This window comes from Photobacterium rosenbergii (assembly GCF_033022775.1).
Classification (GTDB): Bacteria; Pseudomonadota; Gammaproteobacteria; order Enterobacterales; family Vibrionaceae; genus Photobacterium; species Photobacterium rosenbergii_A.
Map to the genome: position 1 here is coordinate 156,378 of NZ_JAWJZI010000005.1, position 25,660 is coordinate 182,037.

At 48.3% G+C, this 25,660-nt stretch carries 24 protein-coding genes; 7 read left to right on the forward strand and 17 right to left on the reverse strand.

Annotated elements, in window-relative coordinates:
* Nucleotides 1-120: 120 nt before the first annotated feature.
* On the reverse strand, nt 121-1,026 hold the full coding sequence (locus R2X38_RS14285) for an ROK family protein (RefSeq protein ID WP_317522956.1): 906 nt from the start codon (nt 1,024-1,026) through the stop codon (nt 121-123).
* A 108-nt stretch (nt 1,027-1,134) separates the two neighbouring features.
* Between R2X38_RS14285 and R2X38_RS14290 the strand changes: the two genes are divergently transcribed.
* A complete protein-coding gene (locus tag R2X38_RS14290; protein WP_317522957.1) occupies nt 1,135-1,350 on the forward strand; it encodes an acetyltransferase in 216 nt (71 codons plus the stop codon).
* 82 nt (nt 1,351-1,432) lie between these two features.
* Here the strand turns inward: R2X38_RS14290 and R2X38_RS14295 are convergent, their stop codons facing one another.
* The 5 genes from R2X38_RS14295 to phhA form a co-directional block, all read right to left on the reverse strand.
* Nucleotides 1,433-2,002, reverse strand: a complete 570-nt coding sequence (locus tag R2X38_RS14295; protein ID WP_317522958.1) for a membrane integrity-associated transporter subunit PqiC — start codon at nt 2,000-2,002, stop codon at nt 1,433-1,435.
* A gap of 17 nt (nt 2,003-2,019) precedes the next feature.
* A complete protein-coding gene (gene pqiB / locus R2X38_RS14300; RefSeq protein ID WP_317522959.1) occupies nt 2,020-3,666 on the reverse strand; it encodes an intermembrane transport protein PqiB in 1,647 nt (548 codons plus the stop codon).
* Nucleotides 3,659-4,993, reverse strand: coding sequence for a paraquat-inducible protein A (locus R2X38_RS14305; protein WP_317522960.1), 1,335 nt, complete (start codon nt 4,991-4,993; stop codon nt 3,659-3,661). The genes pqiB and R2X38_RS14305 overlap by 8 nt, the downstream gene beginning before the upstream one ends.
* Nucleotides 4,994-5,150: 157 nt before the next feature.
* Nucleotides 5,151-5,495, reverse strand: a complete 345-nt coding sequence (locus R2X38_RS14310; protein WP_317522962.1) for a 4a-hydroxytetrahydrobiopterin dehydratase — start codon at nt 5,493-5,495, stop codon at nt 5,151-5,153.
* A 9-nt stretch (nt 5,496-5,504) separates the two neighbouring features.
* Nucleotides 5,505-6,347: a phenylalanine 4-monooxygenase gene (phhA, locus tag R2X38_RS14315; protein ID WP_317522964.1), complete on the reverse strand. Its 843-nt coding sequence runs from the start codon at nt 6,345-6,347 to the stop codon at nt 5,505-5,507.
* A 403-nt stretch (nt 6,348-6,750) separates the two neighbouring features.
* Here phhA and R2X38_RS14320 point away from each other — a divergent pair, with 403 nt between their 5' ends.
* From R2X38_RS14320 to R2X38_RS14335, 4 genes are all read left to right on the forward strand, one after another.
* Complete coding sequence (locus R2X38_RS14320; protein WP_317522965.1) at nt 6,751-7,890, forward strand: homogentisate 1,2-dioxygenase; 1,140 nt, start codon at nt 6,751-6,753, stop codon at nt 7,888-7,890.
* Between the two features lie 82 nt (nt 7,891-7,972).
* Nucleotides 7,973-9,004, forward strand: a complete 1,032-nt coding sequence (locus tag R2X38_RS14325; RefSeq protein WP_317522966.1) for a fumarylacetoacetate hydrolase family protein — start codon at nt 7,973-7,975, stop codon at nt 9,002-9,004.
* Nucleotides 9,005-9,059: 55 nt separating this feature from the next.
* Nucleotides 9,060-9,707 carry a maleylacetoacetate isomerase gene (maiA, locus tag R2X38_RS14330; RefSeq protein ID WP_317522968.1) on the forward strand — a complete coding sequence of 216 codons (648 nt, stop codon included), beginning with the start codon at nt 9,060-9,062 and terminating at the stop codon, nt 9,705-9,707.
* A gap of 88 nt (nt 9,708-9,795) precedes the next feature.
* Complete coding sequence (locus R2X38_RS14335; RefSeq protein WP_411185321.1) at nt 9,796-11,772, forward strand: acetoacetate--CoA ligase; 1,977 nt, start codon at nt 9,796-9,798, stop codon at nt 11,770-11,772.
* A 59-nt stretch (nt 11,773-11,831) separates the two neighbouring features.
* Here R2X38_RS14335 and R2X38_RS14340 read toward each other — a convergent pair whose 3' ends face one another.
* The 4 genes from R2X38_RS14340 to paaZ all read right to left on the reverse strand — a co-directional run bounded on the left by R2X38_RS14340 (nt 11,832) and on the right by paaZ (nt 15,821).
* Nucleotides 11,832-12,428, reverse strand: coding sequence for a transferase hexapeptide repeat family protein (locus R2X38_RS14340; protein ID WP_317522970.1), 597 nt, complete (start codon nt 12,426-12,428; stop codon nt 11,832-11,834).
* Nucleotides 12,429-12,480: 52 nt separating this feature from the next.
* A complete protein-coding gene (paaX, locus tag R2X38_RS14345) occupies nt 12,481-13,410 on the reverse strand; it encodes a phenylacetic acid degradation operon negative regulatory protein PaaX (RefSeq protein ID WP_317522972.1) in 930 nt (309 codons plus the stop codon).
* A 214-nt stretch (nt 13,411-13,624) separates the two neighbouring features.
* Nucleotides 13,625-13,723 carry a hypothetical protein gene (locus R2X38_RS26805; RefSeq protein WP_411185235.1) on the reverse strand — a complete coding sequence of 33 codons (99 nt, stop codon included), beginning with the start codon at nt 13,721-13,723 and terminating at the stop codon, nt 13,625-13,627.
* A 40-nt stretch (nt 13,724-13,763) separates the two neighbouring features.
* Nucleotides 13,764-15,821: a phenylacetic acid degradation bifunctional protein PaaZ gene (gene paaZ / locus R2X38_RS14350; RefSeq protein ID WP_317522973.1), complete on the reverse strand. Its 2,058-nt coding sequence runs from the start codon at nt 15,819-15,821 to the stop codon at nt 13,764-13,766.
* A gap of 436 nt (nt 15,822-16,257) precedes the next feature.
* Here paaZ and R2X38_RS14355 point away from each other — a divergent pair, with 436 nt between their 5' ends.
* Nucleotides 16,258-17,811: a sulfatase-like hydrolase/transferase gene (locus R2X38_RS14355; RefSeq protein ID WP_317522974.1), complete on the forward strand. Its 1,554-nt coding sequence runs from the start codon at nt 16,258-16,260 to the stop codon at nt 17,809-17,811.
* Nucleotides 17,812-17,826: 15 nt separating this feature from the next.
* Nucleotides 17,827-19,992, forward strand: a complete 2,166-nt coding sequence (locus tag R2X38_RS14360) for a multiheme c-type cytochrome (RefSeq protein ID WP_317522977.1) — start codon at nt 17,827-17,829, stop codon at nt 19,990-19,992.
* Nucleotides 19,993-20,223: 231 nt separating this feature from the next.
* Here the strand turns inward: R2X38_RS14360 and R2X38_RS14365 are convergent, their stop codons facing one another.
* The 7 genes from R2X38_RS14365 to R2X38_RS14395 are packed head-to-tail and all read right to left on the reverse strand — an operon-like array spanning nt 20,224 to nt 25,629.
* Entirely contained in the window at nt 20,224-20,799 is a 576-nt protein-coding gene (locus tag R2X38_RS14365; RefSeq protein ID WP_317522978.1) for a hypothetical protein, read from the reverse strand.
* Nucleotides 20,800-21,267, reverse strand: a complete 468-nt coding sequence (locus tag R2X38_RS14370; protein ID WP_317522979.1) for a hypothetical protein — start codon at nt 21,265-21,267, stop codon at nt 20,800-20,802. It abuts the gene before it with no gap.
* Nucleotides 21,264-21,779: a methylamine dehydrogenase light chain gene (locus tag R2X38_RS14375; RefSeq protein WP_317522980.1), complete on the reverse strand. Its 516-nt coding sequence runs from the start codon at nt 21,777-21,779 to the stop codon at nt 21,264-21,266. Before R2X38_RS14375 ends, R2X38_RS14370 begins: the two co-directional genes overlap by 4 nt.
* On the reverse strand, nt 21,779-22,396 hold the full coding sequence (locus R2X38_RS14380; protein ID WP_317522981.1) for a redoxin domain-containing protein: 618 nt from the start codon (nt 22,394-22,396) through the stop codon (nt 21,779-21,781). The genes R2X38_RS14375 and R2X38_RS14380 overlap by 1 nt, the downstream gene beginning before the upstream one ends.
* Before the next feature lies 1 nt (nt 22,397).
* Entirely contained in the window at nt 22,398-22,931 is a 534-nt protein-coding gene (locus R2X38_RS14385; RefSeq protein WP_317522982.1) for a MauE/DoxX family redox-associated membrane protein, read from the reverse strand.
* 2 nt (nt 22,932-22,933) lie between these two features.
* Nucleotides 22,934-24,181, reverse strand: coding sequence for an amine dehydrogenase large subunit (locus R2X38_RS14390; RefSeq protein WP_317522983.1), 1,248 nt, complete (start codon nt 24,179-24,181; stop codon nt 22,934-22,936).
* A 23-nt stretch (nt 24,182-24,204) separates the two neighbouring features.
* Nucleotides 24,205-25,629, reverse strand: a complete 1,425-nt coding sequence (locus R2X38_RS14395; protein WP_317522984.1) for an aldehyde dehydrogenase family protein — start codon at nt 25,627-25,629, stop codon at nt 24,205-24,207.
* Nucleotides 25,630-25,660: the final 31 nt, after the last annotated feature.

Below are 25,660 nucleotides of genomic sequence, written 5' to 3' on the forward strand. Positions count from 1 at the left end.
CGTAAGCCCAATACAGCGGAAGCGTCTCCGGTTATTAGCCTAAGACGCTTCTTCTGTCTTTGTACACCCGAGAGAAACCTCAGGGTCATAAACATTTATCGATGTAACTCACATTCGAGTCTATTTCACTAGCATCGCCGCGCCGAACACTCCCGCACTGTCTCCTAGCGCCGGTTTTGCCAGCACGGTATTGAGAGTCGGGTTAAACAGATGGGGAAGAATCGCATCTCTACCCTCTGAATAAAGCGAATCAATATTACCCACACCGCCACCTACGACAATGACATCCGGGTCGATTACATTAATGATTGAGGCAACCGCAAGGCCGAAATAGGAATGCATTCTGTCAATTGTCTGCTTCGCAAATTTATCTCCCTGTGAAGCCATTGACACAATGCTAGGTAAACTCAAGTTGCTGTCACTATGCTCTCTGTAATAGCGCTCTAACCCTTTGCCAGACAGTACGGTTTCAACACAGCCCTGTTTGCCGCAGTAGCAAGGTGCACCATTGGCTTCAAGCACATTGTGCCCCCATTCACCGGCAATGCCATGGCAGCCATTAAGCACCTTGCCATTAACGACAATACCGCTACCAACACCGGTTCCCATGATGATGCCAAACACCACTTCGGCATCCGGTTTAATCTGCTTCGCTATGCCCAATGTCGCTTCAGCCAAAGCAAAGCAATTGGCATCGTTGGCTAACTTAACAGGGCATCCCAGTAAGGCTTGAAGATCTTTATCCAGAGGCTGGCCATTAAGATGGGTCGAGTTACAGTTCTTCATATTGCCCGTCGCAGGATCTAACGTGCCTGGCGTTCCGAACCCAACCGATTTAGGATACTCACCAACTTCTTCAGCACATTGGTCAATCAGCTTTTTAATCTGCCCCAGAACATGCTGGTAGCCCTGTTCGCCCTCAGTGGGTAGGCGCTTACGCAATACACAGTGATCATCAGCATATTGCATCACCGCACACTCAATTTTCGTCCCGCCCAGGTCAATACCCCAATAAAAATTACTCATAGCTCTCCTGCTCTGCAAAGCGCGTAAAATCAGCCATACTTATACCAAAACATAATGGCTCCGATGGTGAATTATCATCATTATTTCAATAAATTTTGGAGATTTGTGATGTTTCTAAAAGAGTCACGCACCGGTGATTTAGTTGACGTCATCGACATGTCTTCTCTGATCAACCCATTCTCCTCGCACGTAAAAGTGCAATATCAGTCTGGCGAAGATCTTGCCGATCCAGTCACTATCGACAAACAAAATCTAGCCTTTCCTTCAGGAGAAGAGTTACCTGAATGCTGGATCAACGGTTACTATCGGCACAGTCAGCGCTGAACCAAACAGTTAAACCATGCAAAGCGCCCTCACTATATGATGAGGGCGCTTCCTTATGACGTCATCTTAGATTAAATGGCGACTACAACGTTAAGCCATTCATGCTTTGGGTAATTTGGTTGGTTAAACGCGTGACCCCTTCTGCAAGGGCTTTGACCTGCGCATCGTAACCATCTTGTTCCAATGGGACCTGAATGAAAAACGGTTGCCTTGCCAAGGCTTCTCCTTGCTTGCCAACTAGAAGCCATTGCCCACTCAATCTTGCCAAACCGCTGTAATGCCCATTGAACTGGGTAAACTTCACTTGTAGCTTGGGCAAACCACTATTATTTACCACCGGTGTCAACTCATCAAACCAATACCTGGATTGCTTTTGGCGTAAATCTTGGGTAATCATCCGGGTTAACTGACGAGATAAGCTCTCGGCCCATAAGTTCTGCTGGGCCTGTACGACTTCTGTTTCAGTGGTTTGATAAACTAGCCCTGTGCCTGCCAAATGCTCTGCAACTTCTACCGGGCGAACAATCACAATTGGCTGATGCTTGTTGGCAAAGGCCATGGTTAAATCACTGCTTTGTGCTGGCAATAAGTACGTTTTTGTCACTGGCTCTGTGGAGCTACACCCTGCTATCGCGAGCAGAATGAACGCCATTAAGCTTTCCTTTAACATTATTGACGTCCTCCTACTGGAATGGGATCGGCAGCTTTCTCACCACTAAAAATCAATGAGTTGGGCTTTTCATTTATCTGTCGCAAGACCGGCTGTAACTCAGCCATTACCTGCTCAAACTGAACCAGAGCCTGCTCCAAGTTCTGATAAGGTACGCCATCAGGGCTGAATCCATTCAATGTCTCCTGGAGTTGCTGCAAGCTATTGCGCACTTCCCCCGGAATCGCCTTGGTCTCTTTCTGAGCAAGTAGCTGATTTAACTCGACGGCAACTTTCTCCGCCGCCAGCAGCGTTTGCTGGGAAGTATCGAGTGTCTTATTAAGGGTCAATAAGGTATCTTCAACCGGCAGATTGTTTATCTTCTTCACAAAGGAAGAGATTTCTTTCTGGATCTGGGCAAAACCGCCCGCCTTGGTCGGGAATACGTCATAATCACCGTACCGCTGACGTTTGTAGGCTGGCTCATCGGCAAAAAGGCTGACATCCACCAATAGGGCCCCGGTCAGCAAGTTCGCGGTTTTTAGCGATGCTCGCAAGCCATAGTTGAATTCTTCCTTCAGGCTCGCTTTTAGCATCTCCAAATTCTCGTAATACACATGCGACTTCACCCTGTCCAATTCGATCCGCACCAACACCGGAATGTCTTTGTTGGAAAAATTTTTGTCGCTGTGGATCATCTCGAGGGGCACTTTGCTAACAGTACCAATTCGGATACCTCGGTATTCCACAGGCGCCCCCACTTGGAGGCCCCTTACCGACTCGTTGAACAACATGACATATTCAAGGTAGTCTTCGTAAAAGCGTTCACGGACTTCCTTGATATTATTGTACAGGCGGAATTTAGATTTCTGCTTGGTGATGAGCTCCCCCGGTTCACGCCCCCTCGGGACCCTAAAGCTCACGCCGCCGGTGATCAACGATTCGATAGAACCGATCTTGAGGTTGAAACCTTCAGCCGACATTTGTAGATCAACCCCAGAGGTAAGCCAAAAGCGGGTTCTTTTTCTGATCAGACTGTTGTAGGGTTCGAAAATAAACAACTGGTAATGTGCTTTCTTGCTTGCGGTATCAAAGCTGACGTTCTCAACCCGCCCTACCGTAAAGCCTTCATACAATACAGGATCGCCGACCCCCAACTTGCCCGCTTCATTGTGACTCAAGATAAGGCGAAGCCCTTTTGCATCTGGCGGCGCTACCGGCGGAATATCCAGTACTTTAAATGTTCGCTGTTCGTTTTCGCTCTTGCCCGGTCGCAATTGGATATAGGCCCCAGAGAGCAGAGTATCCAGTCCTGAAACGCCTGATTTCCCTATCCGCGGCTTTACCACCCAAAACAGAGTGTCGTCTTTGAGCATGCGCGCAGCATCTTTGTCCATTTGGGCGGTCACTTCAATGGCACTGTAATCCTCATTCAAGGTCACACTCGTCACCACACCAACTTTGACATTCAGCGCTTTGATTTCTGTCTTGCCGACCTCAATGCCCTCAGCCGTATCTATTTTCAGTGTAATTTCCGGACCTTGACTGGTGATAAACTGAAACAACATCCAGATACCGATACCCACAGCAATAACAGGCACCAGCCATATTGATGAGATTTGTTTTATGGCTTCTTTCTTAGCCTGTGGAGGTGAGGGGTTACTCATAACTATTTTTCTCTTTATTATTGTTCACATAGCCTGCAGGTGATTCAAACGCCGAATCCTTTGGCCAAAAAACGCGCGGATCAAAAGTCATTGCCGATATCATGGTTAGCAATACAACACAGGCAAAGGATAGTGCAGCAGGGCCCGGATAAATTGCCATCAGACTCTGAAGCTGAACCAAAGCCACCAAAATAGCCACCACAAAAATATCGATCATCGACCAACGGCCGATAAATTCTGTAATTCGATATATCTTCAATTTCTGCACGGCTTTCTTTTCATCAGCAGTTCCACCTTTACCTGCCACAACATATAGCCAGGACAGGGCAATTATTTTTGCCAGGGGAATAACAACGCTAGCGATAAAGATAACCGCGGCAATAGGATAGGATTTCAATTGCCACAACAGCACCACCCCACCAAGTATGGTAGAACCTTCAGCCTTACCCAAGCTGACGGTATACATCATGGGATACAAGTTGGCCGGAATAAAAAAAACCGCAGCAGCAATTAACAATGCCCATGAGCGTTGCAGCATTTGTTGTGGCTCATAAGGGTGCAACCGGCCATGGCAACGCAAGCATCGCGCATGTTTCTCGTCTATTACCGGGTTTAACTGCGAACAAACATGGCAACTAATATGGTTATTGCTGTTATGACAATCTCCCGCTTTGACTCCCTCCTGAGGTTTTAGAGGAAGAAATTGCAGCCACAACCAAGTTCGGTCAGCCATAGAGACACATTTCACCACCAGCATGGTGTAGATACAGAAGGCCCAGAATGACATGCCCAAGCCAATATCTGCCAACGACGCTATTTTGATCAGGCTAACCAGCACCCCTATCAAGAAAACATCCACCATTAACCAAGGCTCGATGCGGATCATCAAACGGCAAAGTCGCTTTTCCCAAAACGCGATAGGCTTCTTCTCTGGCCGCTTAATACGCTGGCCTGCCCGGAAATAGAGATAAAGCAGTGAGAGCAAATACATCGCCGGTAATACGATGACCGTCAAGAGCAGCAGCAGTGCCAACAAACTGTTTTGAAAAACACTTAACATCTCGGCTGAGTGCATCAGGGTGATCTCCTGGCTGATCCCCTGAACACTGAATGACATAAAAGGAAAGCTGACACTGGCGACAAGCATGACTAGGCTGGCCAAGCCGTAAGACAGTGGTCTCTGAAAGGGCTGTGCTATGCGTTTAACCAATGTGTGATGGCACCTAGGGCAAACTGATTTCTCGTCATCTTTGAGCTCTGGCAACGCTACCACTAACCCACACTCTTCACAGCCGACTAGCGCTTGTCGTTGTTGTGGTTCACCCATTTGTACCTCAATCCACCCTGCCAACTAGCAAGGTCATCCTGTTTGTGAGCGGTATAGTACTTTATTTTCACCTTGGAGCATATTTAAGTTATTAGCACATAACAGAAAAAGCACCCGTCTAATTCGAGTGCTTTTCTGAAATAAGAGTCAATAAAAACTATTCCGACGACAAAAGCTGATCCGTTTTGGCAGCACAAATAAAGTCATTCTTGTGGAGCCCTTTTGCCGCATGGCTCCACCAGCGCACCTTCACCTTACCCCATTCCAATGTGATTTCAGGGTGATGAAACTCTTCCTCGGCCAAGGCAGCGACTTGGTCGGTAAAAGCCCAAGCCAATTTGAAATTCTTGAAGGTATACTGACGCTCCAGCTGTTCAACACCGTCAACTTCAACCGCCTGCCAATCAGGCAAAGTGGCCAACAATGCTATTTTTTCATTTTCTGTCACTTTTGGCGCACCACTGTGGCACGCTTCGCATTTTTGTTGATGTAATTCTGTCATCAGTTCCCCTTAACCCGCGTCCTTGATTTTTGTTTCGAATAGTGGCTGATGTAACCCCTGTTGTTGCGCTTTGACTACCATAGACATGATGTCTTGATGTGCCAATTCGTAAAGCTGGTTGATGTCTTCAAGAATGAAATAGAGTGGCTGCATGATATCAATCCGATAAGGCGTACGCATGATATCCACCGGATCAAATGACCTATAAAGTGGCCTTGCTTTATCCGCTTTGTTTACCGCAATAGAGTCACTGTTCATTTTCCCCGCCAGGGCATATTGTGTCTCGCCGGGTGAGGATAAAATACCACCGCCATAAATTCGCAAGCCCTCTGCTTGCCGCAGCAATCCAAATTCAACTGTAAACCAGTATAGCCTTGCTAAATATACTCTTTGCGAAGAATTGGCTTTAGCTCCCAATTTTCCGTAAGTATGAGTGAAAGCCGCAAAAGCGGGATTGGTCAGCATGGCACAGTGGCCAAATATTTCATGGAAGAAATCCGGCTCTTGCAAGTAGTCAAATTCCTCCCTAGAACGTAAAAACGTCGCGACGGGAAACTGCTGGTTGGCTAACAAGGCAAAAAAACGGTCAAAGTTGATCAAAGCCGGAACGGCTACACATTCCCAGCCTGTGGTTGATTTCAATACCGCGTTAATTTCAGCCAGTTGAGGCGCACGATCTAAGGGTAATTCCAATAAATCCAAACCATCAATATAGGCTTGGCAAGCACGCCCTTTTATACAGGCGAGCTGACGCTCAACCAGATCGTGCCAAACACGGTTTTCTGAACTGTCCCAATGAACAACCCCTTGCTCATCTGGCTTTTTAGAAATATATTTCGTTCCGCTACCCATAAATGACCTTCATCTTTGTTACTGCCTCACCCTGGCATCCGAATATTCCGCTTATTTCACGTTCGTTTCCTTTAGATTAGGTCGGGTAACGAAGACTCCGAAAGCTGTTCTCAGCAATGAAATCAGCCCGCAATGTAACATTTATTTTACACACGCCATTTTTGCATGTGGCACATCCATAGCGCCACCCCATTGCATGGCCATAGCCATCAACACATTGGGAAATATCGATAAACAGATGATTTAACTTGCAGTTATTGTAAATCATCACGGACAGACTTTGCGCTGTGTAGTTGTGGCCAATAATTGCCTTGCCCCGCTGAGTACGCCAGAGTTAAGTCATTGAGCTAACATTTTATTAACAGCGTCAATCTGGAATGACTGTGATCACGAGGGATATGCAATGCGGCAATGGTTTCAATTTCCTATCACCGAAGGAGACGCTTCGCGGCAAGCACACTGTGACTTACCAGAAGGTACTTTCGAGCGCGAATGTGGCAGAGAAGGTTTCTTTGGCCCAGCAAGTCACATGTACCACCGTCACCCTCCTACTGGGTGGATTGATTGGGACGGCCCACTTCGTCCCAGAGCAATAGACACCAACAAAATACCATCTGAAGGGCTATCGCCTTGGGATGCTTCACTGATTTTGTTCAACAACAACATCAAGATGAGGGTGTGGCATTGCGATAGAGCAATGGAAGCTCTAGCCCGTAATGGTGACGGCGATGAAGTGCTGTTTATCCACCAAGGAAGCGGCGAATTGTTCTGTGATTACGGCCATATGACGTTCCGCGATGGTGACTACATTGTGCTGCCAAGAGCCACCAGTTGGCGCATTGAACCCAAAGAGCCGGTATCTATGCTGCTGATAGAGGCGTCTAACAGTGCTTATCAAATGGCAGAGCGGGGCATTGTCGGCCAACACGCGGTCTATGACCCAGCGGTATTGGAATACGCCCGAATAAACGATGCATTCCTCAACCAGCAAGATAGCAACCAGCACTGGAAGGTTCAGTTAAAAGCCCGCAACCAACTCAACACGATTACTTATCCATACAATCCGCTCGACGCACAAGGCTGGAAAGGTAACCTAACAGCTTTCAAGCTGAACTGGCGTGACATCAGGCCGTTGATGAGTCATCGCTACCACCTTCCCCCATCGGCACATACCACCTTTGTTGCTGATGGCTTTGTGATCTGTACTTTTGTCCCTCGCCCGATAGAAAGTGATCCCAATGCGTTGAAAGTACCCTTCTACCATAACAATGACGATTACGACGAAGTGCTGTTCTACCACCGGGGGAACTTCTTCAGCCGTGACAATATCGACGCCGGCATGATCACCCATCACCCTTGCGGATTTTCCCATGGCCCTCACCCTAAAGCGTTGGCTGCCAGTATGGCTTCTCCGAAGAAAGAAACGGATGAAGTCGCGGTGATGATAGATGCCCGCTGGCCACTCGAAGTCGCTCCTCTGCCCGAAGGCGCTGAAAACAAAGATTATGTCTTTTCGTGGAAAGGGAAAAAAGAAGGGCAGTAACGCTGAATAACCGGCTCAAGTGTTCTCATTCAATTAAGAGTGGCTTAGGTCGAGACGGATTATATAAATTAAGGAGACGAACGTGAAACTTGCATCACTTAACCATGGTCGCGACGGCCAGCTTATTGTGGTTTCCCGTGACCTGAAACAGGCTGTTCATGCCCATGACATAGCCCCGACACTGCAATTTGCCCTAGATAACTGGCAGGAAGTAGAAGCTGACTTGCAGCACCTGTACCGTAACCTCAACGACGGTGTCGCTCAGCATACCTTCCCTTTCAATCCTGCTCTATGTAGCTCACCACTGCCACGGGCCTACCAGTGGGCTGATGGTAGCGCTTATGTCAACCATGTCGAGCTGGTACGCAAAGCCCGAGGTGCTGAAATGCCAGAAAGCTTCTGGACCGACCCTTTGATATACCAAGGAATGTCTGACGGTTTCCTCGGCCCCACAGAAAATATAAAAATCGCCGATGAACAATGGGGCATCGACTTTGAAGGGGAAGTTGCTGTCATCACCGATGATATCGACATGGGAACCCGCACCGAAGAAGTTCATGGCCATATCAAGCTACTGATGCTGGTCAATGATGTCTCGCTTCGCAATTTGATCCCGAGTGAATTGGCCAAAGGCTTTGGTTTTTTCCAGTCCAAGCCCTCTTCTGCGTTCTCTCCTGTCGCAGTGACACCCGATGAACTCGGTGATAGCTGGCACGATTATAAACTGCATCACCGCCTGACCGTTCACCTCAATGGAGAATTATTCGGTCAACCCCATGCCGGCACAGACATGACGTTTAACTTCGCCGAACTTGTTCAGCATGTAGCCAAAAGCCGAGCGGTCTGCGCCGGCACCATCATAGGCTCAGGTACCGTGTCCAACAAAGATCGCAGCAGCGGCTCTTGTTGTTTGGCAGAAAAAAGGATGCTGGAAACGCTGGAATACGGTAATCCGGAAACACCATTTATGAAATTTGGCGATACGGTCAAAATTGAAATGTTCGATAACAACGGCGACTCCATCTTCGGGGCTATCGAACAAACCGTGGTTAAGTTCGAACATCAGTACCATGATGAAGATTTAAACCACCATAACCCGCACCATCACCAATAATAATTAGAGTGTCAGGTGTTATAAACGGTAAGTCAAAACTAAGGGATTTGGGAACGTGAAACTGTATGATTACTATCGCTCATCTGCATCATACCGGGTGCGAATTGCGTTAAACCTCAAGGGCTTGAGCTACGAGCAAGTATCGATATCGTTACTGAATAAAGAACAAAACAGTGCCGCCTATTCGGCGCTCAACCCGAACCAATTGGTACCGGGGTTTTCTCGTGGAGATACAAACGAAAGCGGCTTTGAAGATACAGCGGTGCTAGGCCAATCGCTCGCCATTATCGAATATCTCGACGAGTGTTATCCCGAACCCGCATTGCTGCCCAGCGATCCCTGGCACAAGGCCCAATGCCGGGAAATCGCCCTTATCGTCGCGTGCGACATCCACCCACTCAATAACCTCCGAGTCCTCAACTATTTGAACAGCGAATTCGGTGTTAGCCAAAACGAGAAGATGATTTGGTACCACCACTGGCTCAAGCAAGGCTTCCAGAGTCTCGAGAGCCTATCGAATCGCTACAGTACACAATTCACCTGTACCGAGACTCCATCTCTTGCTGATATTTGCCTAATTCCGCAACTTTACAATGCCAAACGATTCGGCTTTGAGACCAAACATTACCCGCGCTTGTTAGAGATTGAGCAAAGGTGCCTAGTACTGCCCGCTTTCCAGCAAGCCCACCCAGATAGCCAGTAAGGAGACCGCTGTGAATGATAAAAAACCTGAAAAATCAGCATCTTCTACCACTAAACTTCAACCAGCAGAGCAACCTAAATTGCTGTGGATGCCGGAAAAGGATCGCATCCACGATAGCAAGCTGTATCAGTTCATGGTCGAGCTCAGTGAAAAAAAGAACACCCTCTATCATGACTACAACCAACTCCACCACTGGAGTGTCAACCACAGTGAAGAGTTCTGGAGTATGGTTTGGGACTTCTGCCAGATAGAGGGAGCAAAAAAGCCACCTGTCACATTTTGTTCGCCTGATAGCAGCACGCCAGCAAAAGACACCCAATGGTTCCCACACGCCAAGGTCAATTTCGCCGAGAACCTGTTGCGTAACTGGCGCACTCGTGCAGCGGCTGATGCCATCATTTTTCACTGTGAGGGCGACCCTGCGCATCGGCAGCATCTAAGCTGGCAACAGCTTTACCGGCAAACCTCCCAGGTTGCCAGTTTTCTGCATAACCACGGCGTCAAGAAAGGCGATGTAGTGGCCGGATACCTGCCGAATATCCCCCAGACCATCGTCGCTATGCTGGCCACCGCATCACTTGGCGCGATATGGACCTCTACCTCACCGGATTTCGGCGCTGATAGTGTCATCGAGCGATTCGGCCAAACCAAGCCGAAAGTGATGTTTTTCGCCCAAGGTTACCAATACAACGGCAAGCCTATTTCTTACCACGATAAAGTGATGGCGGTCAGTGAGAGTATTCCCGAGCTTGAACACTTGATCGAAATACCAGCAGCCATACCTGTATCAGACCAATCCAGCAAGGTCACCATTCCTGATAGGATTCATCATCACTACTGGAGTGACATCCTCGACAGTACAGTACCCAGTGAACTTGGCTTTACCCCCGTTCTTTTCAATCATCCGCTCTATATCCTTTACTCATCGGGTACCACAGGCAAACCCAAGTGCATTGTCCATAGCGTGGGCGGCACCCTACTTAATCATCTTAAAGAACACCAGTTGCAAACGGACATCCGAGCCGGAGACAAAATCTTCTACTTCACCACCTGCGGTTGGATGATGTGGAATTGGCTGGTATCGGGACTTGCCTCGGGGGCTACGCTGATCCTCTACGACGGCTCCCCTTTCTATCCCGACGGTAATGTTCTGTGGCAACTCGCCGAGCAGGAAGAAGTCACCTTATTTGGCACCTCGGCCAAATACCTCGAAGCGTTGGAGAAACAAGGCTATCGCCCTAAGGACAATACTGAGCTGTCATCGCTTCGCACCTTGTGTTCAACGGGTTCCGTACTCTCCCCTGAACAGTTTGATTATGTTTATGAGGCTATTCACAGTGACATTCAGCTCGCCAGTATTTCAGGAGGCACTGATATCTGTGGCTGCTTTGCCATCGGTAACCCGCTCAGCCCTGTGTACCGTGGTGAGTGTCAAGGGCTAGCGCTGGGTATGAATGTGCAGGTGTTCAACCAGCAAGGCCAGTCGGTATATCAACAGCATGGTGAACTGGTCTGCCTCAATAGTTTTCCCAACCAACCGGTAGGCTTCTGGAACGATCCCGATGGCAGCAAATATCACAACGCCTACTGGAACCACTTCCCCGGAGTCTGGCACCATGGCGATTATGTCAGCCTCTCCAGCACCGGCGGCATGGTGTTTTACGGTCGCTCCGATGCTGTCCTTAACCCTGGAGGCGTAAGGATCGGTACCGCTGAAATCTACCGTCAGGTAAACCGCTTAGATGAAATCAAAGACTCGTTGGTGATAGGTCAGAACCAAGGCGCTGATGTGCGAGTAGTATTGTTTGTTCAGCTCGTTGAGGGAGAAGTGCTGACTGAAGAGTTAAAAACCAACATCAAGCAGAAAATCCGGGAGCAGTGTTCACCCCGCCATGTCCCCGAGGTGATCCTCGCAGTGAGAGATGTCCCCCGCACAAAATCCGGCAAACTAGTAGAGCTGGCAGTTCGCAATATCGTCCATAACCAACCGGTCAAGAACGTTGGTGCGCTAGCCAACCCTGAATCTTTGGAAGAGTTTAAGGATAGGGATGAGCTAAAACAATAGTTTGTCGAGTTGGAGGCTAACTATTACAAAAATAGGTAACCTCCAACTAGAAACATTTATCAGCTCTTCGATTTAAGGTCATGAGCAATTTCAAAAAACATTTTCGGCCTATCTCTTTCTTCGAATCGTAAAGGCTCCACTTCGCGTAATGTTAGTTGGCATCGAGAAACCAATTGATGATACATTTCTGTACCTCTTTCCTTCCAAGCTAACTCGTCATCCTTCACATGACGTTTAAACTTAGCGGGGCTCCCCAATATCATGCTCCTGGCTTCAAACTGGCTATGGGCTTTAATAAAACTGTGGGCACCGACTATCGATTCTTTGCCTATAACCGCCAGATCCATCACCACGGCATTCATACCGATTAAGCAGTTTTCTTCGATGGTACAACCGTGGATCACCGCGCCATGGCCGATATGACTATTCTTCCCCAACACGGTTTCACGGTTTGGGAAGCCATGAATAACACAACCGTCTTGAATATTACTGCCATCTTGAATAACGATTCGTCCCATATCGCCACGAATAGCGGCTTGAGGGCCAACATAGACTTGTTGGCCAATAATGACATCACCAATAATGTCTGCACTTGGATGAACGAAACTTTCAGGATGAATGACAGGGGTTATCCCATCAAGTTGGTAAATAGGCATTTTGATTCCTTTCAATCTATACCAAGCACCCTAGCATCCAAGTGATTGGTCGTTATTGGGGTTGTAACCCACCAAATCGAGCATAATAGTCTGATGCTGGCAGCGGCAGAGGACCCGCTACCGTTTCGCCGTGCTCTGATACATAATTTCGACCTTGTAGGTGAATTTTTTTATAGATGTTCATTGCTAAGCTCTGGGCAATACCGCCTGCCCAGTTGTCTGGGAGTAACTCTGCAGGCAGCAGTGGATCACGTATAATGATACGGCGATAAAAATGTACCAAAAGCAATCTTAATTTAAAGCACTCCTCCGGGTTGACTTCATCAACATTTAAGTCTTTAAGCTCTTGCCACACAGGGTTAAACATGTCGCAAAATGCCTTATAGTCATCATTCAAGCGGGATAAGTCCCAAGCTTTGCGGACTAATTCTTGCTCATTTCCCTTTGCTGTTGAATATAAAGATGTTTGCGTAAAAATGTGTGATTCTGGAAAATGCTTAGCAATCTTTTCGATATCAACATGGTCTAATTGGTTTTGGTCAGCCTGAATATAAATCCCCTTATCTAAAGTACCAAATCCAAATCGAGCCAAATATTTTGCATGTTGTTTCGAGTCATTTTGGGTGGTCGACGATATATGGATAATATTCCACTTTCCATCCCAACCTAATTTCTCAACGCTATAAATTTTTTTATTGGCAGCGCGTATTTCATCAAATCGCTCTGGCGTCATGAAGTAATAGCTTTTTCTACCTGACTTTTTAACATCAAGCCATCCGTCTTGCTTTAAGCGAAATACAGAAGAGCGTACGAAACGCTGATTAAAGCCTAACGATTCCATAAAGTTAATTAGGCTTCCCATCCATATTCCTCCACCGCTGTGGCAAAGGTAATCACCTAGGAAAGTCACAACCAACGACGTACCACTTATCGATTGGTGCTCTGTTGCAGAGGTGAAAAAATCATCAAATTTACTATTCAAAATTAACCTCGATGAATCCTTACATCTGTATTGCAGCATGGTAATTATCAAGCCACTTCTACCGTCATCTTGAAGTAACTCAGATACAATTGCAACACAGTATTATTTACACAGTATTTGTATCCTCCTACTATAAGAGATCATTTTCATCTCAAGTGAAAAATAGAATATTCTGGGCTGCTTTATCTGTTGATAAAACAGCCTCAGCTAACAATTACGCTTGCCTTAGGTCGAGCACGCGCTGCGCTTTACCCTCTGAGCGAGGAATATTTCCGCTCGGCAGAATATCAATATTGGTAGAAATACCAACCATGGTTTTAATTCGTTATTCAACATACGTTTTAAAGCACATGTTAAGCAACTACGTCACCTTCTTTACGCGCTACCAGGGTTAAAATTGTATACAGCGCCACAGGGTTCCCCTCTTGGTTCGTCACCTCAACGTCCCAAGCCACAACCCCCTGCGGCGTTTCCTCAATATTTCGCTGACGCTTCTTCACCTTCTTCTGGCAGGTCAACTTCACTTGAATCGTATCGCCGATAGCAACAGGCTCAATAAAACGAAGGCTCTCCATACCATAGTTAGCTAACACTGGCCCCGGTGCCGCTTCTACAAACAGGCCTGCCGCCGCCGAAATAACAAAATAGCCATGAGCAACACGCTGACCGAACATCGACTCTTTCGCAGCAATCTCATCCATATGAGCATAAAAGTGATCGCCGCTGAGGCATGCAAAATTAACAATATCTGCTTCAGTGATCGTTCGTCTCGCGGTTGTCAAGCTCTCACCAATGGCAATATCTTCAAAGTGCTTCTTGAATGGGTGCACCAAATCTTCGGTTGTTTCCGCCCCTCTTACCCACTCCTTACCCACGGCTGCAAGCATCGATGGTGAGCCCTGCACGGCAGTACGTTGCATGTAATGCTTAATACCTCGCAAACCGCCCATTTCCTCACCGCCACCAGCTCGCCCTGGGCCGCCATGCACCAGCATCGGTAGAGGTGAACCATGGCCCGTTGATTCCTTGGCAGATTCATTGTTCAGAATATGCAGGCGACCATGGGCATGACCAATACGCGCAACCATTTCAGCGGCAAACGCCGTTGATGCGGTTACCACACTGCCAACGAGGCTGCCTTGCCCTAGCTGCGATAGGAGCACTGCTTCGTCACGGTTGCCATAAGGCATCAAGGTACAGACAGGGCCAAAAGCTTCGATATCGTGAACCGGTGTGGCCGTTAACGGCTCATCACAAACGAGCAATGTCGGCGGATAATAGGCGCCTTCATCATTTCCATTTGGGCTGAAACCCGACAGATCGCCGCCAGTCACCACTCGGCAGTAGTTTGATAGCGAGGTCACTTTTTCCTGTACATCATCGCGTTGTGAGCGGCTGATCAATGCTCCCATTTTCACGCCTTCCAGACTAGGGTCTCCCACCACAACTTTGGCCAATCGGGCACTGATGGCTTGGCTAACCGCGTCAAGCAAATGGCTTGGTACCATGGCACGGCGAATTGCAGTACATTTCTGCCCAGCTTTAACCGTCATCTCGCGGCATACTTCTTTGACGAACAAGTCAAACTCTGGCGAGTCTGGAGTAACATCATCCCCAAGGATTGCACAGTTAACCGAGTCGGCCTCCATCGTGAATGGCACAGACTTGGCAATCAGGTTTGGCGTGGCGCGGAGCATTTGGCCTGTTTGAGCAGAGCCGGTAAACGTCACGACATCCTGATAGTCTACACGGTCTAGCAAATCACCCACAGAGCCACACACGACTTGAATTGCGCCCTCTGGTACCAAGCCACTTTCAACAATGACCTTCACCATTGCTTGGGTCAAATACGCCGACTCAGAAGCAGGCTTGATGATGGCAGCCATTCCCCCCAGCCAAGTCGGAGCCAGTTTCTCCAGCATCCCCCAGCAAGGGAAGTTGTATGCGTTGATATGAATCGCAACACCCGGTTTTGAGGTTAAAATATGGCGGGCAGCAAACGTACCTTCTTTAGATAGCGGGATCAGATCATCTTCAGCCCATACCGTCTCATTTGGTAACTCGCGATTGGCAAGGCTTGCATAGTTAAAGAAAGTGGCAGCACCACCTTCAATGTCAATCCATGAGTCGACTCTGGTTGCACCGGTATGAGCAGATAGTGCATAAAACATTTCTTTATTGGCAAGTAGCAGCTTGGCCACTTCTTTGAGCATATTGCCACGCTCAAGGAAGGTCATTTGCGCTAATGCTTTGCTGCCCTTTTCTCGGCCAAAAGCCAGCATCGCCTGATTATCAATGTCCGTGCTATCTAGCTGGTATAACCCTTCATTGGTCAATGCACTGGATACAATCCTTGGTTTGCCATTGCCATAGTGCCACTTACCCAATACATAACTGTGCAACTGTTCCATCGTTTCATCCTTTTTGAAATTACTGGCTCATGAGCAAATTGCGCTGCTCCATACCTGCCCGCTACAACTTGATTTTGCTATCTAAGAAATGTCTCTCGACTACAAATGTAACACTTAAACAACATTTCACAAATAGAAATGACTCATTTTATTTTTAAATAAAGATTTTTTGTATCGCATACCAAAGCAAAACCCAAGCGTGGCAGAAAAGGAATATAGGACGCTGTAAAAGTGTTGATGAAGGACACAGCTGGCTTAGCAGCAGGTATGGTTTAGCGGACACATCATGAGCTGAAGACTGTTCTAACAATAAAACCAACACACGATCACAGTTTTAACAAACAATCAACATCATTTGAAATCAAAAGATACAATAATTTCATTAATTAAAAAATTTAGTATCACAATAAACCTATAGTTAAAAGGACTAGCGATAATGAAAAGCACCCTGTTCGCTGCGTCACTGCTGGTTGCATATAGCTCTGCCAGTTACGCACAAACTCAACAGCCTAATATTCTGTTTATTCTCTCTGACAATCAGCATGCCGGACTTTTAGGTGCGTACGGCAATCAAGAGATAAAAACGCCCAACCTCGATCAACTCGCCACTGAAGGGGTTAAATTTACTAATACGTTTGCGGTAAATGGCATGTGCTCCCCAACTAGAGCCACACTCATGACCGGCCTAATGCCTTCCCAACATGGTCTGCACGACTGGCTAAACGATGAGGAAATGGAAGGCTGGCCTGATGATTGGTCTGCCGTCGCTGAATTTCGAAGCCTTCCCTATACCTTGAAGCAACACGGATATAATACCGCCATGATCGGCAAATGGCATTTGGGTCAGCCATGGAAGCCGTCGCTTGGGTTTGATCATTGGATGACCTTTACCAGTGGGCACACTCTAGATTTTTGGAACAATACCGTAATCGAAAATGGACAAATTTCTGATATATCAGGCATTCACATGGTTGATTATTTTGGCCAAAAAGCAGTTCAGTACCTTGAGTCCTACGATTCAGACAAACCCTTCTTCCTCAAGGTCTCTTTTGATGGACCCTATATGGATCCACCAACCAATATGGGACCAGCCAAAAACCGTCACTATGAATATTACAAAGACAAGAACCTAAGCACTTTCCCGAACGAGCCGATTAACAAAAATTATCTCAACCAGCTGATTAGTTTCGCCAAAAATAATGAGGACGAACACTTTCTAAATAAAATCATAAAAATGGTTATCACTGACATGTCTGGCGACCAAGCAACCCGAGCCAACATGGCATCACAGAATACCCTTGTCGATGATAACGTGGGGATGTTGTTGGATACACTAAATAAGAAAGGGCTGGATAAAAATACGATTGTCATTTATACCTCGGACCAGGGAGTCTACTATGGACAGCAAGGCCTCTGGACACACACTATCCTGAGTCAACCTTCAACGCTGCAGGAAACGGCGTTCAATGTACCATTGATTATCCGCTCGCCAGACGCCTCGCAAGGTAAAACGGTCAATCAGCTCATTGGTCAGTACGATATACCAAACACCATTCTCGATCTGGCCGGGATCAAACAGGCGCTTCCTAATTCACCAGGCAAGAGCTTTGCCCAATTGCTGGAAAACAGTACTAGCCAGCCAATCCATGACGCCATTTTTTACGAGCAAACGGAAACGCGTGGGATCCGCACTCAGCAATACGCCTACTGGAAGCGAATGGATAGCGAATTTGGTCCGAGTGAACTCTACGATATGATTAATGATCCGAACCAGACCAATAATTTGGCAGACAACCCTGAATATCGCGATGTTATTGCTAAGCTCGATAACAGACTCACTGAGTTTTATCAGCAATATACCGATCCTCAATATGACTTATGGTCAGGTGGCACGGCCAAAGGCAGTATTTCACACCCTAAGTTATTCCAGAAACGGTTTGGGCAGGACTGGACAGTAAAAACAGACATTGTTCCTGCCTTTAAGGAATAAACATGGGGCCCGTATATGCAACCATTAGGATTGGTAACCATCATTCGTATTGTTGCCGTGATGTTATTTGTCTTGAGCCCTACTGCTAAGGCCGCATATTCGGGCTCTTCTTCCTGCTCAAACTGCCATAGCAAAGAGTACCGGCAATGGAGCCAGTCTCACCACCACCAAGCCATGACTAAATTGGACGAAAAACACTTTAACGGCAGTGTCTATAAAGAAAACGGTAAAGAGGTGACATTTTTCAAACAAGCACAGCAACACTATATCAAGATTCAAATATCCAATGAGCCACCACAACAATACCAAGTGGCCTATGCGCTGGGGTTTACACCATTACGGCAATACATTATCGATCTCGGTGACGGCCGCCTGCAAGTTTTTGACATTGCTTGGGATACCCGTGCAGAGCACGAGGGGGGGCAAAGGTGGTTTTCCGTGAACTCGGAAGATGGCTTAGGCAGCTTCAACTGGAAAAGCAGCTTCATGAACTGGAACAGTCGCTGCGCAAGCTGCCATACCACGGGCTTCAGTCGCAACTATGCTGCTGATACGGAAAAATATAACAGCACCTGGTCAGAAATCGGGGTGGGATGCGAATCTTGCCACGGCCCGGCATCACAGCATGTCGAATGGGCCAACTCAGCCAATCAACACTCAAACCCGAAAGGATCGAAAGGATTACAGGTAGTCATTGAACCGGTGCCTGAGTGGCGTAATTCAGCCCAACTGCCGACCCCAGTAGTGACGAGCAGCCAAGCTGTGACCGCCGATACCGCCACCTCAGAGATGGAAATCTGCCTAAACTGCCATTCTAGAAGGCAGCAACTGGCAGATGAAAGTAACCATGAGCTATTTTCAAACACCACCCGACTAAGGTTGCTCGAACCCGACTTGTACTTTCCCGACGGCCAAATCAAGGACGAAGTGTTCGTCGCGGGATCATTCCTGCAAAGCAAGATGCATGGCCAGGGTGTCACCTGCCGCAACTGCCACGATCCGCATACTAACCAGCTCACTCAACCGGGTGATCGCCTTTGTACCCAATGCCACCGGCCGGATCACTACCAAACCGAGCGGCACCATGCCCACCGGAGTAGAGCTGGCGTAATCTGCATTGACTGCCATATGCCCCAAAGAACCTATATGGGTGTGGACGCAAGGCGCGATCATGGATTTCAAAAACCCAACCCAGTGCTGAGCAATGAGCTGGGTACACCTAACGTGTGCTTAAACTGTCACAGCAGTGCAAACTCTAGCCAGTGGATTGAGCATAACCTCCCGGCTCATTGGCAACACATGCTACAGGGTAACGACTTGCGCTCTTTGACAGCGAGGAAGCTGGCACAGTTGTGGCAATCACCCGAACCGACCAACAGTGACCAGAACAGCCTCCTGTATCAACTGATCAAGAAGAATCACTCACCGTTTGTTAAAGCCTCTCTTGTCAAATATGGCTCGGCTGAATTAACTGTGGATCAAAAGCTCTCATTGCTATCTGAGCCTAACCCCATGACTGAATCCAGTACTCTGGACGCTTTATACAACACGACATCAAGGCGCGCTATCCATACCCTGCTCACCTCTCTCAACGCTGCAGCTCTTAATACCCGGTTGACGGCCTACAAAACCCTGCTGCCATATAAGCTGGTACAGCAATACATCCCACAATTTTGGGATAGTTATCTGCAAGCCGAAAGCGAGTATCTTGCTGCCCTAGACATAAATCAGGATACCCCGATGGGCATGGTCGAATATGCCAACTGGTATTTCCTAAAAGATCAGCTTGAGGATGCTGTCCAGCTTCTGGATAGCGCCTTGGATAAACAACCGGATCTCCTTATCGCCACCATCAACCTAGCAGATATCTATCGTGCAGCAGGCCAAGAAAATAAAGGGATGCAGATGCTCAACAGTGCACTGGCCTTTCATGGTGAAAATCCAACGTTGCAGTACGCAATCGGTCTTAGCCACATCAGGATGAAGAACTATAAACAGGCCACTACCCACATCGAGCAGGCATTCGAGCTTTCGGCTCACCGACTCGACTATGGCATCACCCTCCTGCTTGCTTTGCAACGCGAAGGCGACGGCCGCCGGGTAGCCAAGGTACTTACCCAACTTGAGCACTTGTATCCTGCCAACCGTCAATTGAAACAGGTAAAAGCGGCAATGCCATGACAATGCCGCTAAACAACCAAGTGACCCCCTAACGGACCCGCTTTGCCAGCCCTATTAACACAAGGCAACCTCATCTACCATTGATCCCCCCTCGATATCCATTTAGCTAAAATCGACTGAATACCATATAAACAATGAAGTGGGTACAGCGAACTACTTAGCTCTAAACAGCTCTAAAAAAAAACCGAATAGCCCAAAAGACTATTCGGTTTTTATTTATCAAGCGGGCAATTATTGGGTTCGCCCTTGCTGGTCATAATACAGCGCAACTTGCTTTCTTTGCTCCAGCGTCAACTCGTTAGCAATTTGCTCCATAATGACCGATTTCCTCTCCCCGCTGGCAAACTTGTTCAGCTGGTTGAAAATATAGTCATGGTTCTGGCCCAACAGGTTCGGCCATTCGGTATTGACGGTATTGCCAGAAAGGCCATGGCACGAGACGCAGCGAGCCCTTACATCCGCCCCTCGTCTATCCGAAGCCTGTTTGGCTTCTTTTACAAAAGTTTGCTGAGAATAATGCTGCGCCAGCTCAGTAATGTCGCTGTCACTTAGATTTTGTACAAGCCCAGCCATCATAGGGTTTTCCCGGGTCCCATCACGAAACGCCTCGAGCTGCTTCTCTAAGTAGCCTTGTTTTTGACCATGAAGTATAGGGTACGACGGCACCTGGGAGACCATGTTAGTACTATGACAAGCCTCACACGCCTCAATCAGTTTAGGTGCCGCATGGGCTGAGCCCATCAGCCCCAAGTTTATTCCCAAACAGCTAAATAAAAGCAGTGACCAGTTCCTTTGTGCACATTTCATTTATTCACTCTCTTCTGTCGCTTTTCCGTTATTCAACGCAATTTTTTGAATTAGCATTTTCCGATATTCCGTCACTTCCATTAATGGACTTTTTCGCAGCTCTCCGACTTCTTCACTGGTAAAACGAGCAAAGCCATCAGGCGCACTATCGCCACCGAATTCTTTCACCATCCAGTTCATTAAGTTGGCGAGGTCCGCATCATTTACCGCGGAGTTTGCCGAACCAGGGACTTGAATGAGGTACCGACGCCCCTCGGGAATAGTCAGGAAAGCGCCGATATGGTCTCGCATATCGGGCACGTCCTTTCCTCCGCGGCCATCGGCAACATGACACCCCTGACAAAACATCTGATATTGAAAGCGAATTTTATGTAACTCTTTGGCTGACGGACTCTGGTAAGCAACCGTATGGTTGCTGACTAAGAGCAGTGCACCCAATAAACAGATTTTCGTCATGATGTGCTTCATTCTTCAAATGCCATCCCTACTACGATTGCTGTCGAACAGTGGTAAACCGAGCTACTTGCCCCCAGACACCAGTTCACATCATTGGATTTATCCGAGCGGTATAGCGGTCGATCGCCCTCGTCTCGCTGACACAGGCAGGTACCGCACTGCGTCTTGCCACAACAGTCGTTGTAGGAGATGACATAATTCCGGCCATCGACCGGGTTGCGGCATGTGCCAATCCAGGTGATAGGCGACATTTCCGTTCCTGGCGGACAAGAATTCGCCGAGCCACCACAGCAATCGCACAAAAAACCGTCAATGGCACAGTACCGCCAATAGTCACACGATGAAGGGTCGCCTGCTTCAACAGGGGCACCCGCGGGTTTCTCACTGGCCCTGGCGACTGGCAGCAGGGGAATGCTCGCCCCGCCTACCAACAAACCGCCGAGCTTTTTCATTGCCCCGCGCCGCGAGCTGTTCTGGGCAACGGTACGGACTGACTTCTCGAAAAACCGGTCAAAGAAACTCATTACTTCACCTCTACGAATTGGTTTTCAGTGGTTTTGCCTTGCATGTAGTCCTGGATTGAAGCAACACTGTGCTCTTTGGCCTCGAACAAGCTGTCCAAATGCTCCCTGGAGTTGATGATACCCATGGATGCAATTGACCCGCTTTCGTCCATGAGTACCGCATAAGGCAATTTTGATACGCCGAAACTCTTGCCCAGCAATTCGGAGACCACGTACGGGAATGCACTTAGCTGCGCCTTTTCGATGAAAGCTTGATGGTCTGCCTTGTCGCCATCACTAGCCAGCACCACATCGAGCCATTCAGATTCATGCTTGGATGCCGATTTCAGTGCGGGCAGCAATGTTTTACACACCGGGCAATCTGGCGATAGGAAAAAGACAAGTTGCGACTTGCCGCTTTTGCTGCCACCGATATTGACCAGCTTCTTGTTCACGGTTTGCAGCGACATCTCCGGCGCTTTCTGTCCCACTTCCAGCTTTTGGTTCATAGCCAGCGCGCCAGCGGGGGCCACCCGTTCGAATAAAACGCCAACCTGGCGAAGCAATGCATAAATGACCAGAGATTGGGCAATGACTACAATCCAAAGAAGCGCCGTTGAAATACTTGTAATATCCATATTAATTTGCCTTCAATAATTTAATTTTCTGAAAATTTGATACCGCTTTTTCGGCACTTGAATAAGTAAGGGTCATGAAAATGGCTAAGGCCAGAGAAAGGCTGATGGTTGAAAGCAGATCGCCCACTGCTGGCAACATACACAGCCCTGCAATGCCCCCAAGAATCACATTCCTTGCTAAGGATTCAGCCCCGATCTTGATGTTGGCGCCCGGTCCCGCACAGCCACAATCCATGTCCACTTTGCCTTGGTAAAGCTGGTATGCCATCAATGCCAGGTAGGCCACGAGCAGCCCGAGTATGCATGCCATCCCAACAAGCCGGGTCGCTGGCACAACGACAAGCAGGCCGGAAACTACCTCAATACCGCCCAGTAGTAGTACGGCGTAGCGGAGCAGAAGGCTGGTGCCGACATATTCGGTCGCTAAGTCCAGGTAATACTGGCGGTTTGCGGGTTTTAGCTTGCCAACCCCCGCACTGACAAACAGCCAGAACAGGAATAGCGCACTGCCGTCTGATAATATTTTCCCGATCATAGTTAATACGCCTTATGCACAACTAATGGAGTGACATTGCCGAAGTCAGATACGGTCTGTATCAATTGGCCGGTTCTCGGATCGATAATATCGAGGTTCATTTCGCCGTTGGTCACCACCAGCACAGGGTTTACGCCACGGGTTACCGTCATCGATACCGCCCAATTCGGGGCATCGATGGTCTTAATGCGCTGTTTCTTGTTGACATCGAAGACCCAGACTTGCGAGCCACCGTGAGTTTGCGAACCGTCAAAACCCTCCGGGTTCATTATCACGTAAAACAAGCCTTGCTCGTCTGAGTCGGTCAATGCCAATCCACCTGGACGCCAGTTGGTGCCCGGCTCAGACACCAGACTCCATTTTCCTCGGTATTCGGCAACGTCACCGGACAGATCCACTTCGTGCACCATGCCTTTGAAGGTTGGGAAATACGCAATACCATCTATGATTGCCGGCCTTTCAAAAATGGGGGTCTCGTCGGTGTTAAAGAACGGGGCGACGAACTGTTGCTTGAGCTTATGGCCATCATCCTTCAGCACAGTGGTCATCAGCGACCCATTGCTACACAGCGATGTCACACTGCGCTGCCCGGTGGCAAACGTCAACACACACCCCGGGGTGTCGATCGACTCGACAATTTCGCGTAACTCTAAGTCATAGACTGTAAAAGAAGCAGCCGGGCTGAAGTTGGCGACATAAAGGAAACGTTCATCCGGCGAGAGTGCCATTGCATGCCTTCTTGGCAGCGCGTTGAGGCGAGTTTTCGGCCATTTTATTTCCTTGATAGGAGACAGGGTTGGCTTGTCATAAATCACGAGCCAGTCAGTCTTCTCACCGCGGCTGCCCCTTTCGTGGAAACTCTCAATGACATAGAACTCGTTTCTGGTTTTTGCCGCCAGAAAGCCACCAAGTAGGTTTTTATCTACCATACCCTTGATACGCTTGCTGTGCTTGGGCTCCAGCACATCCAAGACAATGACTTTGCCGCCAAACATGCTCATAAAGCTGGCTTCATCGACATATACCCAACTTTCCGGAAAGGAAAGCGGTAGTCTTTCTATCTTACCGATTTCCTCTATAGGCAGACTGGGCAAAGACGGATCTGGCGTGATCGGTTGGGCGGCCCCTTCTTGGACAGCCATCGCTTCGTCAGTATCGATGCCTGCCGTCTCCTGGGAGCTGCTGCACGCTGCCAACTGCATGGCCCCAAGCAGATATAAACTCCATTTAAGTACTTTTAGTTGTTTCATTTTCATCCTTTCCTTGAAGAAAATTATGCTTTACATACCTTGACGGTTTTTAGCGCTACGTATTCATGCAGCCCGTATTCACCGAACTCCACCCCTAGACCGGACTGTTTAATCCCGCCAAAAGGCGCGTTCGGCTGGATCGCACCGTGGTCGTTAATCCACACAGATCCACTTTCAATCCGTGCCGCAATGCGCTGCGCTTGTTCAACATCCCCCGTCCAAAGCGATGCACCCAGCCCGTAAGGCGTTGAGTTCGCGAGCTCAATCGCTTCCTCAATCTCTGAATACTTGATAATCGGTAATACCGGGCCAAACTGTTCCTCATCGACAATTTGCATACCGTGCTTCACGTCAACAAGCAGTGTCGGAGCAAAGAAGAAGCCTTTTCCTTCTACGGGCTTCCCGCCAGCCAGTACCGTGGCACCCTGCGCAATCGCTTCCTGCACCAAATGATGCACCTTGGAGAACTGCTGGGCATTTTGCAGCGGTCCCAGCTGGGTGTCTTCCGACATTCCGTCACCGACTGTTACGGCCTGTGCAATACCGGCAAGTGCCGTGCAGACATCATCAAAGATACTTTCGTGAACATAAAGCCGCTTCAGGCAAGCGCATGTCTGGCCGTTATTGTGAAAAGCAGCGGCAAACAACTTCTCGGTGATGTCCTCCACCTTTGCGTCAGGTAGAATAATCCCCGCATCGTTCCCGCCGAGCTCGAGCGTGAGTCGCTTCAGGCTCGCTGACGCGGAGCGCATGATATGCTTGCCCGTTTGCGTGGAACCGGTAAAGACGATCTTATTGACGAGGGAATGTGACACCAGGGCTTCGCCCACCTCGGCTTCGCCCGTAACAACATTGAGTACGCCAGCTGGGAGCACGGAACTTGCCAACTCGACAAAGCGCAGTGTTGACATCGGTGTCAGAGGAGACGGCTTGATCACCACGGTATTGCCCGCCCGCAACGCCGGAATAACATGCCAAATGGCAATCATCAGCGGCCAGTTCCAAGGGGTAATCGATGCAACAACCCCCAACGGCTGGCGGATGACCTCGACTTTTGCCACATCGGAATCTTCAATAAGGTCATTACCAAGCGCCAAACTGGCGGTATATTGCGTCCAGGCGATGGATGCCCCCACTTCCATAACCGAACCGATACCATTCAAGCCATTGATTGGTTTCCCTGTTTCCTGAGTAACCAGTTGCGTCAATTCGGGCATGTTTGCCTCAAGAATTGATGCCAGGGCATTGATCTTTTCTACACGAACACTGTCATCAAGCTCTCTCCACGACGTAAATGCACGGTCGGCAGCTTGTACGGCCTGTTCGACGTGCGCGCTGTTTCCTAGTGGGCAGGTAGCAAAAACCTCTTCGGTTGAAGGGTTGATCACTGACAATGTTTGGTCGCTAGAAACCGCCTCGCCATCGATCGTCATAGAAAAATGATACATTTATTTATCCTTTGTTCTTAATGTGTGTTTC

What these genes read in the sequence shown, in the direction of transcription:
- R2X38_RS14365 (WP_317522978.1), bottom strand. Translation starts at nt 20,799, where the DNA reads ATGAAATGTGCACAAAGGAACTGGTCACTGCTTTTATTTAGCTGTTTG.
- R2X38_RS14320 (WP_317522965.1), top strand. Translation starts at nt 6,751, where the DNA reads ATGCGGCAATGGTTTCAATTTCCTATCACCGAAGGAGACGCTTCGCGG.
- R2X38_RS14390 (WP_317522983.1), bottom strand. Translation starts at nt 24,181, where the DNA reads ATGAAACAACTAAAAGTACTTAAATGGAGTTTATATCTGCTTGGGGCC.
- R2X38_RS14295 (WP_317522958.1), bottom strand. Translation starts at nt 2,002, where the DNA reads ATGGCGTTCATTCTGCTCGCGATAGCAGGGTGTAGCTCCACAGAGCCA.
- R2X38_RS14340 (WP_317522970.1), bottom strand. Translation starts at nt 12,428, where the DNA reads ATGCCTATTTACCAACTTGATGGGATAACCCCTGTCATTCATCCTGAA.
- R2X38_RS14380 (WP_317522981.1), bottom strand. Translation starts at nt 22,396, where the DNA reads ATGGATATTACAAGTATTTCAACGGCGCTTCTTTGGATTGTAGTCATT.
- R2X38_RS14395 (WP_317522984.1), bottom strand. Translation starts at nt 25,629, where the DNA reads ATGTATCATTTTTCTATGACGATCGATGGCGAGGCGGTTTCTAGCGAC.
- R2X38_RS14335 (WP_411185321.1), top strand. Translation starts at nt 9,796, where the DNA reads ATGCCGGAAAAGGATCGCATCCACGATAGCAAGCTGTATCAGTTCATG.
- R2X38_RS14385 (WP_317522982.1), bottom strand. Translation starts at nt 22,931, where the DNA reads ATGATCGGGAAAATATTATCAGACGGCAGTGCGCTATTCCTGTTCTGG.
- pqiB (WP_317522959.1), bottom strand. Translation starts at nt 3,666, where the DNA reads ATGAGTAACCCCTCACCTCCACAGGCTAAGAAAGAAGCCATAAAACAA.
- R2X38_RS14305 (WP_317522960.1), bottom strand. Translation starts at nt 4,993, where the DNA reads ATGGGTGAACCACAACAACGACAAGCGCTAGTCGGCTGTGAAGAGTGT.
- R2X38_RS14375 (WP_317522980.1), bottom strand. Translation starts at nt 21,779, where the DNA reads ATGAGTTTCTTTGACCGGTTTTTCGAGAAGTCAGTCCGTACCGTTGCC.
- R2X38_RS14355 (WP_317522974.1), top strand. Translation starts at nt 16,258, where the DNA reads ATGAAAAGCACCCTGTTCGCTGCGTCACTGCTGGTTGCATATAGCTCT.
- R2X38_RS14360 (WP_317522977.1), top strand. Translation starts at nt 17,827, where the DNA reads ATGCAACCATTAGGATTGGTAACCATCATTCGTATTGTTGCCGTGATG.
- paaZ (WP_317522973.1), bottom strand. Translation starts at nt 15,821, where the DNA reads ATGGAACAGTTGCACAGTTATGTATTGGGTAAGTGGCACTATGGCAAT.
- R2X38_RS14370 (WP_317522979.1), bottom strand. Translation starts at nt 21,267, where the DNA reads ATGAAGCACATCATGACGAAAATCTGTTTATTGGGTGCACTGCTCTTA.
- R2X38_RS14310 (WP_317522962.1), bottom strand. Translation starts at nt 5,495, where the DNA reads ATGACAGAATTACATCAACAAAAATGCGAAGCGTGCCACAGTGGTGCG.
- R2X38_RS14290 (WP_317522957.1), top strand. Translation starts at nt 1,135, where the DNA reads ATGTTTCTAAAAGAGTCACGCACCGGTGATTTAGTTGACGTCATCGAC.
- R2X38_RS14285 (WP_317522956.1), bottom strand. Translation starts at nt 1,026, where the DNA reads ATGAGTAATTTTTATTGGGGTATTGACCTGGGCGGGACGAAAATTGAG.
- phhA (WP_317522964.1), bottom strand. Translation starts at nt 6,347, where the DNA reads ATGGGTAGCGGAACGAAATATATTTCTAAAAAGCCAGATGAGCAAGGG.
- R2X38_RS26805 (WP_411185235.1), bottom strand. Translation starts at nt 13,723, where the DNA reads ATGGTTGGTATTTCTACCAATATTGATATTCTGCCGAGCGGAAATATT.